Origin of the sequence: Pseudonocardia kunmingensis (assembly GCF_006716445.1) — a bacterium.
Classification (GTDB): domain Bacteria; phylum Actinomycetota; class Actinomycetes; order Mycobacteriales; family Pseudonocardiaceae; genus Pseudonocardia; species Pseudonocardia kunmingensis.
Map to the genome: position 1 here is coordinate 184,969 of NZ_VFPA01000003.1, position 13,047 is coordinate 198,015.

Sequence of the window (13,047 nt, forward strand, 5' to 3'; positions counted from 1 at the left end):
CCGCGTCGCGCCTACCTCAGGCGAACACGTCGGCGACGTAGCGGGCGTGGTCGTGCTGCATCGCGTCCAGCCAGGCCTCGGCCTCCTCCGCCGTGGCCCCGGTGGCCTCGCGGTAGATCCGGGTGCAGGTCTCGTAGACCGCGGGGGCCATCCGCCTGCCGTCGCCGCAGACGTAGAACACGGCGCCGTCGCGGACGAGCTCGACCACCCGGGCGCGGTCGGCCCAGAGCCGGTCCTGCACGTAGCGGACGCCGTCGACCGGATCGGCGGAGAAGGCGGGGTGCACCTCGACGATCCCGGCGTCGGCCCAGGCGGCGAGCTCGTCGCGGTAGAGGTAGTCGACGTCCCGGTGGTCGCAGCCGAAGAACAGCAGCGCGGGGGCGGGCGGCACGCCGTCGGCCTGCGCGCGCAGCGCCCGGTCCTGCAGGAACCCGCGGAACGGGGCGATCCCGGTGCCGGCGCACACCATCACCATCGGCGTGGCCGGTGACTGCGGCGGGTGGAAGGCCACGTTGGACGGTCGGACCGTGACGGCCACCTTCGTCCCGGGCCGGGCATGGGCGAGGTAGGTCGATGCCGCGCCCTCGTGCACGCCGTGGCCGGACAGCGCGGGGCCGCTGACCACCGCGATGCTGAGCGTCACGTGGTCGGGGCTCCACCGCGGCGACGACGAGATCGAGTACTGGCGCGGGGTGAGCGGACCGAGCAGCTGGAGGAAGCTGGCGAACGCGAGCTGGCAGGCCGGGTAGCGCTCGAGCAGGTCCAGGACGCTGACGCGCTTGTCGAGCACCTGCGCCGCGTAGGCGTCGACGTCGCCGGCGAGGGCTTCGAGGGCCTTCTTGTCCGGCGGGCAGACGGTGGCGTCGGCGAGCTGCTCGATCTGCTTGCGCGTGGCCGGCTGGGCCAGCTCGACGTAGCTGGCCAGGAGCTCGCCCGCGGTCACCGGGGTGTCGACGGGTAGGAAGGTGCGCCCGCCGCCGGTGCGGATCACGACGTTGCTGTCGTAGACCAGGTCGAAGCGGTTCAGGGCGCGGTCGACGGTCGCGGCCGGGTTGAGCGGCAGGACGACCAGGTAGTCGCCCGCCTCGTAGGCAGCGCCGTCGGGCAGCGCGATCTCGACGTGCCGCTTGGACCGCGCGCCCGGTGCCGAGGTGTCGACCAGCTCGCGGTTGGCCACGACCGTGCCGAGCTGCAGCCCGTTCCGGCGCAGGATGGGGTCGCGCACGGCGCCGACGAACTCGACCTCCAGCTGCGGCGTCGGCGCGGGCTCCCGCGTCGCCTGGCCGAACTCGGCGTCGACGGGCTCCCAGAACCCGGCGTACCAGTCCTCGAAGTCGCCGAAGAAGTCGCCGCGGGCGTTGGCCTCGCCGCGCGCGAGGAGCGGCCGCGCCCCGGCCCGCGCCAGGTGCTCGTCGATGGCCTTCGGGACCGCCTGGTAGGTGCGGGCCCAGTCCGTGTTGCCGTTGCCGAACACGACGTACCGGACGCCGTCGAGGGCGCCATCGGGCAGGTTCTGCACCCACTGCACGAAGGCGCGGGCGTTGTCGGGCGGCTGCCCCTCGTAGGAGGAGGTCACGACGACGACCGCGCCCTCGGTGGGCAGGTGCCCCGCGGCGCTGTCGAGGCCGTCGAGCGTCGCGGTGTACCCGCGCAGCCGCGCGTCGTTGGCGATCCGCTGGGCGAACGCCTCGGACGTGCCGGCGTTCGACCCGTACAGCACCCGGATCGGGATCCCGTTCGCCGCCGCGGCCGCGGCCTCCGGGTCGGCGACGCGGCGCGCGGCCGGGGCGGTGGGGACGATCGTGGTCTCGCGGCGACGGACGTGCACGTACAGCCCGTCGGGCTTCATCGTCAGGGTCTGCTTGACGTGCAGCCGGTAGTCCGGATCGGCGGCCGTGATGTCGAAGCGCTGCAGCAGCATGGCCAGGAACAGCGTCGCCTCCTGCAGGGCGAACCCGCGCCCGATGCAGGAGCGCTGCCCGTTGCCGAACGGCTTCCACGCGTTCGGCGGCAGCGCGGCGGCGCGGTCGAAGGCGAAGCGGTCCGGGTCGAACGCCTCCGCCTGCTCGCCCCACACCGCGGGGTCGCGGTGCAGCTGCGGGATGAGCACGAGCAGCGTCTGGCCCGCGCTGACCGGGTAGCGCCCGCCGATCACGGTGTCCTCGAAGGGCTGCACGGCGAACGCGGGCGCCGTCGGCCACAGCCGCAGGCTCTCCTTGAAGACCTGGTCGAGGTAGCCCAGCCGGGCGAGGTCCTCGTAGCGGGGCGCGCGGTCGCCGAGCACCTCGTCGACGTGCGCGCGGGCGCGGGCGAGGATCTCCGGGTTCCGCAGCAGCTCGTAGAGGGTGAAGGTCAGCAGGCCGCTGGTCGTCTCGTGGCCGGCGATCAGGAACGTGACGAGCTGGTAGCGCACGTTCTCGTCGGAGAGCCGCTCGCCGGTGCGCGGGTCGGCCGCCTCGAGCATCGTGTCGAGGATGTCGTGCTGCCCGTCCGGCAGCGGACGGCGCCTGCGGTCGGCGATGATCTGGTCGGCCACCTCGTACATCAGCCGCTTGTCCTCGTCGTACTGGTGGCGGGTGCGCAGCATCAGGCGGTTCTGCAGCGGCAGCCGCCGCCCCCGCTCCCCCGACTCCACGAGCGAGCGCACCATCGCCCCGACGAACGGGTGCATCTGGTCGCTGTAGAGGCTGTTGAAGCGGTAGCTGAACGAGCAGAGCGCGATCGTGTCCAGCGTCAGCCGAGTGGTGTTGTCGCTGACGTCGATGCGCTGCCCCGTGCCCTGGCGCTCCCACTTCAGCAGCAGCTGCTCGGCGATGTCGGTCATCCCGTCGAACATCTCCCGCAGCGCGGCGGGCCCGAACGCCGGCATGAGGATGCGGTGCGCGGCGCCCCAGTTCGGCTCGTCGGTCTCGGCGGTGAACAGGCCGTCACCGGCGAAGTCGCGCACGTTGCGCAGCGGGTTGTGCAGCTTCTTGTCGAACCGCGACTCGTCGCACAGCTCGTCGACCAGCTCTTGGGAGCTGACGACGACGAGGTCGCCGCCCGGCACGTCCAGGCGGTAGATCGGGCCGTGCTCGTCGGCCAGCTCCATCAGGCCGAAGATGCCCTTCTCGGCGTCGAGGTCGGGCAGGTTGCCGACGAGGGGCCGCGGGCGGGGCTGCGGGATCAGCGGGGTGGACACATCCCCGAGTATCCGGCGGGCCCCCACCCCGAACTTGCCCTGACGCGACAACGATTTACCTTGCGACGACACGCCTCGCCGCCGGGATCACCAGCCGCGGTCCTCCCAGTCGTCGAGGTGCGGCCGCTCGGCACCGATCGTGGTGGATGGCCCGTGGCCGGGGTGGACCGCCGTGACCGCGGGGAGCGCGGCCAGCCGCCGGACCGATCCCATGATCGTCGAGAAGTCCGACAGCGGCCACCCGGTGAGCCCCGGGCCGCCGGGGAAGAGCGTGTCACCGGTGAGCACGTGGCCCTCGACGTGCAGCGAGACGCCTCCCGGGGTGTGCCCGGGCGTGTGCAGGACGTCGACGGCCAGTGGTCCCACGGTGAGCACCTGGCCGTCGACGAGGTGGTCGTCGACGCGGCCGTCCCACAGCGGCCCCTCGGGCCGCAAGGGGTGGCCGGCGGCGCGCAGGTCGGCGGTGGCGGTGCCGGCGTCCCAGTGCCCGAGCCGGTCGAGCGTGGCGAGCTCGTGCGGCCACACCGGCCCGTCGTCGGCGTGGGCGAGCACGGGTGCACCGACCGCACCCGCCCCGAGGACGTGATCCCAGTGCGCATGGGTGAGCACGACCGCGACGACGTCGAGGCCGGCGACGGCGGCACGCACCCGGTCGGGCTCGTCCCCGGGATCGACGACGAGGGCTCGCCGGTCGCCGTCGGCGTGCAGCACCCAGCAGTTCGTGGCGAGCGGACCGACGACGATCCGGCGCAGGCGTACCGTCACGCCGCTGCCCTGCGGACGAGGTCCGCGACCTCGACCGGGTCGGACCGGTCGACCACGGGGAAGCCCACGGCCCACTCGCCCTGCCAGTGCACGTCGATACCCGGGTTGGTCACCGCGGAGCCGTCGGGGAGCACGAACGTCGGGCTGCCGGCGATGGCGTCGGTCTCCGCGACGGCGTGGTCGTCGAACAGCCGGCGGCGGTGCCGACCGTCGTCGAGGGCGTCCGCCAGCGCCGGCACATCCAGGCCGGCGCGTCCCGCCACGTCGAGGATGACGGCGCGGTGGCTGATGCTGCGCGACTGCGTCCAGAAGGCCCGGCGCAGCCCGCCGTCGAGCGCCTCGGACGCGGCGAGGCCCTGCTCCTTCGCCGCCAGCACGGCCTCGGCAGCCAGCAGCACGGTGTGCGGGTAGAGGTCGTCGGCCGCGGTCCACACCCGCAGCTCCGCGCCGGGTTCGACCTGCCCGAGACCCACCGCCTCGGTGTCGGTGCCGCGCCGCGGGTGCGGTCCGTCGAACAGCTCGAGCGCGAAGACGTGGTGGTCGAGCTGGACGTCGACGCCGAGGCGGTCGCGCGCGGCGCGCAGCCGGTGCAGGGCGACGGTCGCGAAGGGGCACAGCAGGTCCGACCAGACCTGGATCGTGCCGGGCGGGGGCGGCGTGTGCGTCATCCGTGCTCCAGGTGTTCGGTGCCGGGCGAGTTGGTGGTGAAGCGGCGCGGCGTCACGAGCACCGCGGTGCGCCGCTCCGCGGCCATGACGGCGTCGTAGGAGCGCAGGTCGTCGTGCACACCGCCCGCGGCGGCGTACACGTCGCGCAGCAGCCGGGGCAGCGCGGCGGGGTCCAGACCCGGGAGCGGGTCGTCCGGGCCGGCGAGCTCGGCGGGTCCGCTGACCGCAACCCACTCCCAGCCGGCGCGGAACACCAGCGTCGCCGAGGGGGTGCGCCGCAGGTTGGCCAGCTTGGCGGTCCCGCCCCGGGCCACCAGCGCGACGGTCGGCGCACCCGTCACCGGGTGGTCGAGCACGCCGGCGTTGACCACGCTCACCGCGGGGGCGGCGGCGCCGTGCCGGGTGACCAGCACCGCCAGCCAGTGCTCGGCCGAGCCGTGTTCGCGGACGAGCCGCAGACCGTCGTCGAGCTCGAGCATCAGAACCTCGCGCCGAGGTCACGCGCCGCGGCGTGGGCGGCGCAGCGGGCCGTCCCCGCGTCGGCGGTGACGAGGTTCGGGTGGAAGCGGATGGCGGTGATCTCGGTGACGTGCAGCAAGCGGGTCACTGATCCTCCAAGCACTGGACCCGGAATCGGACTATGGTCCGGTTCATGCGACAAGACGCTAACGGACCGCAGTCCGGTTCGTCAACGAGACGGGAGCTGCCGGTCGTCGGCGCGGTCGCGGAGCGGGCCGACGCGGCCCGCAACCGGGCCCGGATCCTCGCCGCCGCGGAGCAGCTGTTCGACGCGCACGGCGTCGACGCGGTGACGATGGACGACGTCGTGGCCGCGGCGGGCGTCGGCAAGGGCACGTTGTTCCGCAGGTTCCGGGACAAGGGCGGGCTCGCCGCCGCGCTGCTCGACCGGTACGAGAGCGAGCTGCAGGAACGACTCCTCAGCGGACCGCCGCCACTGGGACCCGGCGCCGCCCCGGCCGAGCGGCTCGGCGCGTTCGTGTGGGCCTACCTGCGCTACGTCGACGAGCGGATCGATCTCGTCCAGATGTCCCAGAGCAGTGCCCCGGGCGCGCGCCTGCGCACCGGGGCGCACGCCCTGTGGCGCCGGCACCTCGTCGTGCTCCTCACCGCGGCCGGCGTCGAGGGCGCCGAGCTGCGCGCCGACCTGCTCCTGGCCGGCCTCGCGGCCGAGCAGGTGCGGTACTGGCTGCGCGACGAGGGCCGCGACCGCGACCGGCTCGCGCAGGAGCTCACGACGCTCGCGCTCGCCTCCTGACCGGCGGCCTCAGAAGGCGCTGATGTTCCGGGCCCGCTCGGCGCGGGTCAACGTGCTGATCACGGCGGCCTGGCCGTGACGGCGGACGACGAGACGGACGAGCAGGTCGCGGACCGGCGCGAACGCCGGGCCCGGGAACTCGGGGGCGGGCAGCTGCAGGCTCTCGGCGAGGTCGGTCGTGTGGACGACGATCTCGAGCAGGCGCGTGTGGAGGAAGTGGTCCCGGCGCAGGGCCCAGCCCTGCCACGGGATGTCGATCGCGTCCTGCGCGGTGCCGGAACGCAGGTGCTCGGTCGCGCGCGACGTGTCCCCCTCGAGCCGTTCGAGCATCCGGGCGTGTCCGAGCTCCGCCTCCGCGTCGTCGCTGCTGCGGTCGTTGACCGGATCGTGGGGCGAGCGGGAGGTGACCCACTCGGCGCGCGCGTAGTGCTCGTCGACCGAGGCGAGGACCGGGAGCGTCGAGGGCCTGCCGAGCAGCTGCGCGACGCGCCCGACCTGGCGCGAGAGGTGGCACGCGAGTGCGCCGACCGACATCTCGGGCAGGGCGCTGCCCTCCGGCCAGCGGTCCCGCACCGCGGCGTGCCGCAGCAGCTCCGCCGCGACGGCGGCCCCGTCGAGGAACGCGCCGTCGAGGCTCTCCGGTGTCGATCTGTCCATGGTTCCCATCGTCCTGCGAGCGGTCCGGGCGTGCCCACCAACCCCGCCGCGCGTCGACGACCTACCTTCCGACACATGAGCTCCGTGGTCAGGGCCGCCGCACTGCGCGGCCTCCCGCAGCTCGTCCACGGCCTGGGCGGCGACGCGGACGGGCTGTTCGCGCGCGCACGGGTGCCGGTCGACGCGCTGGACAACGACGACGCGTTGGTCCCCTCGCGCCACGCGGGCCGGCTGCTGGAGACGGCCGCGCGCGACCTGGACTGCCCGGACCTCGGCCTGCGCCTGGCCGCACAGCAGGACATCGGCGTGCTCGGCCCGCTGGCGATCGCCGTGGAGAACTCCCCGACGCTCGGGGACGCCCTCGACTGCGCCACCCGCTTCCTGTTCGCCCACAGCCCCGGCTCCCGGGTCGCGCAGGTGCGCGACCCGCAACGCACCCCGGGCGTCGTGGGCCTGCTCTACGAGAACGCCGGCCCGGACCCCATGCCCCCGCAGGCCGTCGACCACGCGCTCGGCCTGTTCCACCGGGCGATCGTGCTGCTGCGCGGCGGCTCCTACGGGCTGCGCTCCGCCCACCTGCCGCACCCGCCGCTCGCGCCCGTCGCCGCCTACACCGACCACTTCGGCGCGGACGTGCGCTTCGCGCAGCCGGGCGCGCTCCTGCGCGTGCCGACCCAGCTGCTCGCCACGGCGCTGCCCGGCGCGAACCCGGTACTGCGGGAGATCACCCTCGACTACCTCGCCGACCGCTTCACCCGCCCCGAGGAGACCACGAGCGACCAGGTCCGGCTGCTGCTGACCCGTTCCCTCGGCTCGGCGCCCGTCCACCTCGGCGCGATCGCCCGCCTGCTCACCGTCCACCCGCGCACGCTGCAACGCCGCCTCGCCGCGGAGTCCACCACCTTCGACGCGCTCCTCGACGACGTCCGCCGCGACACCGCCCACCGGCTCATCACCGAGACCGACCTCCCCTTCTCGCAGGTCACCGCGATGGTCGGGCTGACGGGGCAGTCGGCGCTGACACGTGCGGTCCGCCGTTGGAGCGGTCACACCCCCAGGGATCTGCGACGGGGCCACCGGGAGCGCTACTGAGAGCCGTCGTCCGGCTGGCGTCGGGAGGTGGCCGACGATCTGGACGACGTGGCGCGGCTGCTCGCAGGGCCGGTCGCCGGCCTCGATGATTGCTGGCCGCCGTGCACCAGGTCGAGCGGATCCGCGACGCGAGCCCGGGACACACGGGACGACTGCTCGACGCACGTCGGCTTCCTGCACCAGGATCCGGGTTCGTGGCGGCCGCAGACCTGGGACCGTGGGAGCCGGCGACCGTCCGCGAGGTCGCCACCTACTTCGCACGCTTCCCGGGGCCGTGGTGGATCGCGGGCGGGTTCGCGATCGAGCTGGCCACGGGACGCACGATCCGTCCTCACGACGACATCGACGTCGGGCTCCTGCGGTCCGACCACCTCGGCGCGCACGGTGCCCTTCCGGGCTGGGAGCTGTGGGCCGCGGACCCGCCCGGGCAGCTGCGGCCGTGGAGGCAGGGCGAACCGCTGCCGGCGCACGTCCACGACGTCTGGTGCCGGCCCGGCGCCGCGTCCCCGTGGCGCGTCCAGCTGATGATCGACGAGTCGGACGGGCCCGACTGGGTGTCGCGACGCGATCCCCGCCTCCGCCGCCCGGTCCGCGAGCTCGTCCGCAGGTCCGCCGACGGGATCCCCTTCCTGGCGCCGGAGGTGCAGCTGCACCACAAGGCGAGGGCGTGCCGGCCCAAGGACGTCGTCGACCTGCACGCCGCCCTCCCGGTCCTCGGTCCGGCCGAACGCGCGTGGCTGCGGGAGGCGATCGCGGGCACGACGCCGGACCATCCCTGGCTCGTCCTGCTGCAGTAGCACCGGCCGCTGACGGAACGCACCGGCGCACGCGCACCCACCGGGCGGGAAGCGCCGGGCGGTGATTGCGTTACCGGGTGCCCCCCGGGGAAGGTCGCACCATGAGCTTGCTGGCCAGAGCGGGCGGACTGCTCGCGGACGCCCTGCTGGGTCTCCCGCTGCGCGCGACCGCGTACACCGTGGACCGCGACGTCGCCGTTCCCCTCCCCGACGGGGTGTCGCTGCTCGGCGACCTCTACCGCCCGCGGCGCGCCGCCGGTCCGCTGCCCGTGCTCCTGATCCGGCTGCCCTACGGCCGCACCGGGTTCGTCGCGCACGCCTTCGCGGCCCCCTACGCCCGGCGCGGCTTCCAGGTCTACGTCCAGTCCACCCGCGGGACGTTCGGGTCCGGCGGCCACTTCCGGCCCTTCACCACCGAGCACGAGGACGGCCTGGCCACCGTGGCGTGGCTGCGGGAGCAGCCGTGGTGCGACGGCCGCGTCGCGATGACCGGTGGCAGCTACTTCGGCCACACGCAGTGGGCCGTCGCGCCCTACGTCGACCCGCCGCTGGTATCGGTGTCGCCGCACATCACGGCGGCGAGGATCACCACCGCGTTCTACGACCACGGCGCTCCCCTGCTGCACAACGCGCTGACGTGGTCCAGCCAGATCGGCAGGCAGGAGGCGGGCGGCCTTCCCGCACCGATCCCGAACCCGCGGCTGGAGGCCGGGCTGCGCCGCGCGTTGCGCCGGCTGCCGCTGCAGGCCGCCGACACGACCGTCGTCGGTGCTCCGGTCGCGTTCTGGCGCGACTTCGTCACGCACGCCGAGCCCGGCGACGACTTCTGGTCGGTCGCCGACCACGACGGCGCCGACCTCACGCGGATGCCCCCGGTGAACATGGTGACCGGCTGGTGGGACCTCTTCGCGGCCGGGCAGCTGACCGACTACCAGGCCCTTCGGGCCGCGGGCGTGCCGGCGCGGATCACGGTCGGTCCGTGGCTGCACGGCGAGCCCGGCGAGCTCAGGGAGCTCGTCCGCAGCGACGTCGCCTGGCTCGACCACCACCTCCACGGCGGTCCGGCCCCGAAGGGCGCGCCGGTGCGGCTGCACCTGCAGCAAGCCGGCACCTGGCTGGAGTTCGACTCCTGGCCGCCCCCGCAGAGCCGCGACGTCGTCCACCACCTCCGGCCGGGCGGCGGGCTCACCGAGGAGGCCGAGACCGGCGACCCCGAGCCCAGCCGCTTCACCTACGACCCGGCCGACCCGACGCCCACGGTCGGCGGGCCGCTGCTGAAGCCGCCGGGCAAGCAGGCCGACAACCGCGTCGTCGAGGAGCGCTCCGACGTGCTCGTCTTCACCGGACCCGCGCTCCCGTCCGACGTCGACGTGGTCGGACCCGTGCGGGCACGCGTCCACGTCCGCCCCGAGCTCGCGCACGCCGACCTGTTCGTGCGGCTCTGCGACGTCGATCCGGACGGGGTGTCGCGCAACGTGGTCGACGGCATCCGCCGGCTCGACCCGCGGACGGTCCCCGCACCGGACGTCACCGTCGGCGACGACGGCGTCCTCACCGTCGACGTCGAGCTGTTCCCCACGGCGTACCGCGTCGCGGCCGGGCACCGGCTGCGGGTCCAGGTGAGCGGCGGCGCCTTCCCCCGCTACGCGCGCAACCTCGGCACGGGTGAACCGCTGGGGACCGCGACCGACGGGCGCACCTGCCGGTTCGAGGTGTTCCACGACGCCGAGCACCCGTCGCACCTGGTCCTGCCCGTCCTGCGCTGAGGCCGCTCACCGAACCGCTGGTCCCGGAATCCGGCCCGGCGCGGTGTTGCGCTTGTTTGACCCGGTTGCGATCGCGGAAACTCGGGGACGTGAGTGAGAACACGGGAGTGGACCTGCGACTCGACGAGGCCGGGCTGGCTGCCGAACTGCCCCGCCCCGCCCATCTGCAGGACCAGATCCAGGACGTGCCGTTCCGGCCGGTCCAGTTCCGCGACGACGACCTGCCGACGGCGCTGGAACGCGCCGCCGACTGGTTGCGCCGCGTCGAGTCGTGGCTCGGTGAGCCGGTCGACGTCATCGCCATCCACCTGGACTACGACGACGCCGACGGCTCCCCCTACTACGAGGTGAAGCTGCTCTGCAACGACGAGGACCTGGCGGGCGCGCCGGTCGCGCTGCGAGCGGCCCAGGAGGGTGCCCCGGGCTGACCGGGAGCACATCAGCCGGCGGGTGCGGATCGGAGCAGGGACGGCACAGGCAGCACCGTCCTTGCTCCGGCGCGCCTTCCGGTCTTCTCGCCGGGTGATCGCCAGAAGTGGTGTGAGGGCGACAGATCTGTCGCCCTCACACCACTTCCACTGATCATGGCCGTTCGCGCGTTCCGCGGAACGCGCCCGTGCACGACGCGGTCGACGTCATGGGTCTTCGGCCGCGTGTTCAGACCCATGGTGTCGACGTGGTCAGGGGATCTCCCTGTGGGCGCGCCGTTCCCGACTCGAGACCACCGCCTCCCGCCCCGTCGGGGTCTTCGCCGCAGTCGCCGCCTTCCCCGGTCCCTGCCCGTCGGCGAGGTGGCCTGGTTGGCTCAACTACCGAATATCGTGGCCGGCCGGGCGGCCGTTCCCGGCATGGCCCAGGCCTGTTCGGGACGAGTCCGTCGCTGCTGGGTGGGTGCGCACCTGGCGGTGGTCCCGTTGCGCCCGGTCATGATCGAGGTGTCGGCGCGTTATCGGGCGTTTTCAACACGCGAACGCGCCGACTTGCTGATCATGAGGTCGGGGCGCCCGGGTGATCTGCTGGTGTCGGGCAGGACCGTGTCGAAGGGGTTCGGGAACGGCACCACAGCCGGTGGAGCCGCACCCGGCGGGGACGGGCTCGTCGTGGACCGGCCGGGGCCATGTCGGGGACGGCCGTCAGGGCGACCACGTCACTCGGTAGTTGTGCCCACCCGGCCACCCTCGCCACCCGGGGGTGGGCCGGGCGCCGGGTGACTGCAAGTGATGCCTGGAACGGGGGCGGGGCAGCGGTCTCGAGCCGGGAACGGCGCGCCCACGCCAACCCGCCGCACGGGGCGCCACCACGGCGCCTGGTCGGGTGGGCTCACGCCCCCCGTGTCCGGGCGCGCCCCCTGATTCGTCGCGCGCGACCCGTCGACGGGGTGCGCGGGCGCAGACGGGGGGCGTGGGCTCGGGCGCCGGAGGACCGGCCGCTGCACGACCCGGTGAACGTCGGCGCGGCCACCGCGCGATAGTGTCAGTTCCGGTGTGCCGGGAAGTCTGGTCGGCGGTCTGCTGCCGACCCCTCCCGAGGAGCCACCGTGAGCCCACCCCGCATCCGTTCGCTGCTGGACCGCCGTAGCTGGCCCGAGATGCGGCGCATCAGCGACATCCTCCGGGCCGAGACGGTCGGTGGGGTCCTGCTGGTGATCGCTGCCGCGGTCGCGCTCGCCTGGGCGAACTCGCCGTGGGGCGACGGATACCGGGCGCTGAGCGAGCTGCGCCTCGGGCCGGCCGCGCTGCACCTGGACCTCACCCTCGCCCAGTGGGCCGCCGACGGCCTGCTGGCGATCTTCTTCTTCGTGGCGGGGCTCGAGCTGAAGCGCGAGTTCGTCGCCGGGGACCTGCGCGACCCGGCGAAGGCGGCGCTGCCGGTCGCGGCCGCCGTCGGCGGGATGGTGGTCCCCGCGGTGATCTACATTGCGTTCAACGCGTCGGCGCCGGGGGGCGCGCTGTCGGGGTGGGCGATCCCCACCGCCACCGACATCGCGTTCGCCCTCGCCGTCCTCGCGATCATCAACACCCACCTGCCGGCGGCGCTGCGCACGTTCCTGCTGACCCTGGCCGTCGTCGACGACCTCCTGGCCATCGCGATCATCGCGCTGTTCTACACCGACTCGCTCGCGCCGGTGCCGCTGCTGCTCGCGCTGGTCCCGCTCGGGCTGTTCGCGCTGCTGGTGCAGCGGCGCGTCCGGTCCTGGTGGCTGCTGCTGCCGCTGGCGGTCGCCACTTGGGTGCTCGTGCACGAGTCCGGGGTGCACGCCACCGTCGCCGGGGTGCTGCTCGGCTTCGCCGTGCCGGTCATCCGGCGCAAGCCCGGCCCCGGGCCTGGCCTGGCCGAGCACTTCGAGCACGTCTTCCGGCCGCTGTCGGCCGGCGTCGCCGTGCCGGTCTTCGCCTTCTTCGCGGCCGGTGTGTCGCTGTCCGGAGCAGGCGGTCTGGGCACCACGATCTCCGACCCGGTGGTGCTCGGCATCGTCACCGGGCTCGTCGCGGGCAAGGCCATCGGCGTGTTCGGCGCCACCTGGCTCGTGCAGCGGTTCACCCGTGCCCGGCTGGCCGAGGGGCTGAGCTGGTGGGACGTCCTCGGGCTGGCCCTGCTCGCCGGCATCGGGTTCACCGTGTCCCTGCTGATCGGCGAGCTCGCCTTCGGTGCAGGCAGCGAGCGCGACGAGCACGTCAAGATCGGTGTCCTGACCGGGTCCCTGCTCGCCGCGCTGCTGGCGACCGTCGTGCTGCGCAGCCGCAACCGGCACTACCGCCGCATCTGCGCCGAGGAGGAGCGCGACACCGATGCGGACGGCATCCCCGACGTCTACGAGGAGCAGGAGCGCCGGTAGGGCGGCGCT

12 protein-coding genes are annotated in these 13,047 nt (G+C 74.1%); 6 read left to right on the top strand and 6 right to left on the bottom strand.

What is annotated here, in order from left to right:
- Nucleotides 1–16: 16 nt before the first annotated feature.
- The 5 genes from FB558_RS23810 to FB558_RS45265 all read right to left on the bottom strand — a co-directional run bounded on the left by FB558_RS23810 (nucleotide 17) and on the right by FB558_RS45265 (nucleotide 5,221).
- Nucleotides 17–3,181, bottom strand: a complete 3,165-nt coding sequence (locus FB558_RS23810; protein WP_211366799.1) for a bifunctional cytochrome P450/NADPH--P450 reductase — start codon at nucleotides 3,179–3,181, stop codon at nucleotides 17–19.
- A gap of 87 nt (nucleotides 3,182–3,268) precedes the next feature.
- Complete coding sequence (locus FB558_RS23815; RefSeq protein WP_142057020.1) at nucleotides 3,269–3,946, bottom strand: MBL fold metallo-hydrolase; 678 nt, start codon at nucleotides 3,944–3,946, stop codon at nucleotides 3,269–3,271.
- On the bottom strand, nucleotides 3,943–4,614 hold the full coding sequence (locus FB558_RS23820) for a DsbA family oxidoreductase (RefSeq protein WP_142057022.1): 672 nt from the start codon (nucleotides 4,612–4,614) through the stop codon (nucleotides 3,943–3,945). Before FB558_RS23820 ends, FB558_RS23815 begins: the two co-directional genes overlap by 4 nt.
- Nucleotides 4,611–5,093 carry a pyridoxamine 5'-phosphate oxidase family protein gene (locus FB558_RS23825; RefSeq protein WP_211366800.1) on the bottom strand — a complete coding sequence of 161 codons (483 nt, stop codon included), beginning with the start codon at nucleotides 5,091–5,093 and terminating at the stop codon, nucleotides 4,611–4,613. Before FB558_RS23825 ends, FB558_RS23820 begins: the two co-directional genes overlap by 4 nt.
- Nucleotides 5,093–5,221 (bottom strand): hypothetical protein, encoded by a 129-nt coding sequence (locus tag FB558_RS45265; protein ID WP_281288672.1) that lies wholly within the window; start codon nucleotides 5,219–5,221, stop codon nucleotides 5,093–5,095. The genes FB558_RS23825 and FB558_RS45265 overlap by 1 nt, the downstream gene beginning before the upstream one ends.
- Nucleotides 5,222–5,266: 45 nt before the next feature.
- Here FB558_RS45265 and FB558_RS23835 point away from each other — a divergent pair, with 45 nt between their 5' ends.
- Nucleotides 5,267–5,890: a TetR/AcrR family transcriptional regulator gene (locus FB558_RS23835; RefSeq protein WP_142057024.1), complete on the top strand. Its 624-nt coding sequence runs from the start codon at nucleotides 5,267–5,269 to the stop codon at nucleotides 5,888–5,890.
- 9 nt (nucleotides 5,891–5,899) lie between these two features.
- Here FB558_RS23835 and FB558_RS23840 read toward each other — a convergent pair whose 3' ends face one another.
- Nucleotides 5,900–6,547 (bottom strand): maleylpyruvate isomerase N-terminal domain-containing protein, encoded by a 648-nt coding sequence (locus tag FB558_RS23840; protein WP_142057026.1) that lies wholly within the window; start codon nucleotides 6,545–6,547, stop codon nucleotides 5,900–5,902.
- 75 nt (nucleotides 6,548–6,622) lie between these two features.
- Here FB558_RS23840 and FB558_RS23845 point away from each other — a divergent pair, with 75 nt between their 5' ends.
- From FB558_RS23845 to nhaA, 5 genes are all read left to right on the top strand, one after another.
- Entirely contained in the window at nucleotides 6,623–7,639 is a 1,017-nt protein-coding gene (locus FB558_RS23845) for an AraC family transcriptional regulator (RefSeq protein ID WP_142057028.1), read from the top strand.
- 194 nt (nucleotides 7,640–7,833) lie between these two features.
- Nucleotides 7,834–8,436, top strand: coding sequence for a nucleotidyltransferase domain-containing protein (locus FB558_RS23850; RefSeq protein ID WP_142057030.1), 603 nt, complete (start codon nucleotides 7,834–7,836; stop codon nucleotides 8,434–8,436).
- A gap of 101 nt (nucleotides 8,437–8,537) precedes the next feature.
- Complete coding sequence (locus FB558_RS23855) at nucleotides 8,538–10,202, top strand: CocE/NonD family hydrolase (protein ID WP_142057032.1); 1,665 nt, start codon at nucleotides 8,538–8,540, stop codon at nucleotides 10,200–10,202.
- An 89-nt stretch (nucleotides 10,203–10,291) separates the two neighbouring features.
- Nucleotides 10,292–10,630, top strand: coding sequence for a hypothetical protein (locus tag FB558_RS23860; protein ID WP_142057034.1), 339 nt, complete (start codon nucleotides 10,292–10,294; stop codon nucleotides 10,628–10,630).
- A gap of 1,160 nt (nucleotides 10,631–11,790) precedes the next feature.
- Nucleotides 11,791–13,038: a Na+/H+ antiporter NhaA gene (nhaA, locus tag FB558_RS23865; protein ID WP_142058989.1), complete on the top strand. Its 1,248-nt coding sequence runs from the start codon at nucleotides 11,791–11,793 to the stop codon at nucleotides 13,036–13,038.
- Nucleotides 13,039–13,047 lie beyond the last annotated feature (9 nt).

Excerpts from the sequence above, each read along its gene's own strand:
- FB558_RS23820 (WP_142057022.1), bottom strand. The coding sequence starts at position 4,614 with ATGACGCACACGCCGCCCCCGCCCGGCACGATCCAGGTCTGGTCGGAC.
- FB558_RS23840 (WP_142057026.1), bottom strand. The coding sequence starts at position 6,547 with ATGGACAGATCGACACCGGAGAGCCTCGACGGCGCGTTCCTCGACGGG.
- FB558_RS23835 (WP_142057024.1), top strand. The coding sequence starts at position 5,267 with ATGCGACAAGACGCTAACGGACCGCAGTCCGGTTCGTCAACGAGACGG.
- FB558_RS23845 (WP_142057028.1), top strand. The coding sequence starts at position 6,623 with ATGAGCTCCGTGGTCAGGGCCGCCGCACTGCGCGGCCTCCCGCAGCTC.
- nhaA (WP_142058989.1), top strand. The coding sequence starts at position 11,791 with ATGCGGCGCATCAGCGACATCCTCCGGGCCGAGACGGTCGGTGGGGTC.
- FB558_RS23855 (WP_142057032.1), top strand. The coding sequence starts at position 8,538 with ATGAGCTTGCTGGCCAGAGCGGGCGGACTGCTCGCGGACGCCCTGCTG.
- FB558_RS23825 (WP_211366800.1), bottom strand. The coding sequence starts at position 5,093 with ATGCTCGAGCTCGACGACGGTCTGCGGCTCGTCCGCGAACACGGCTCG.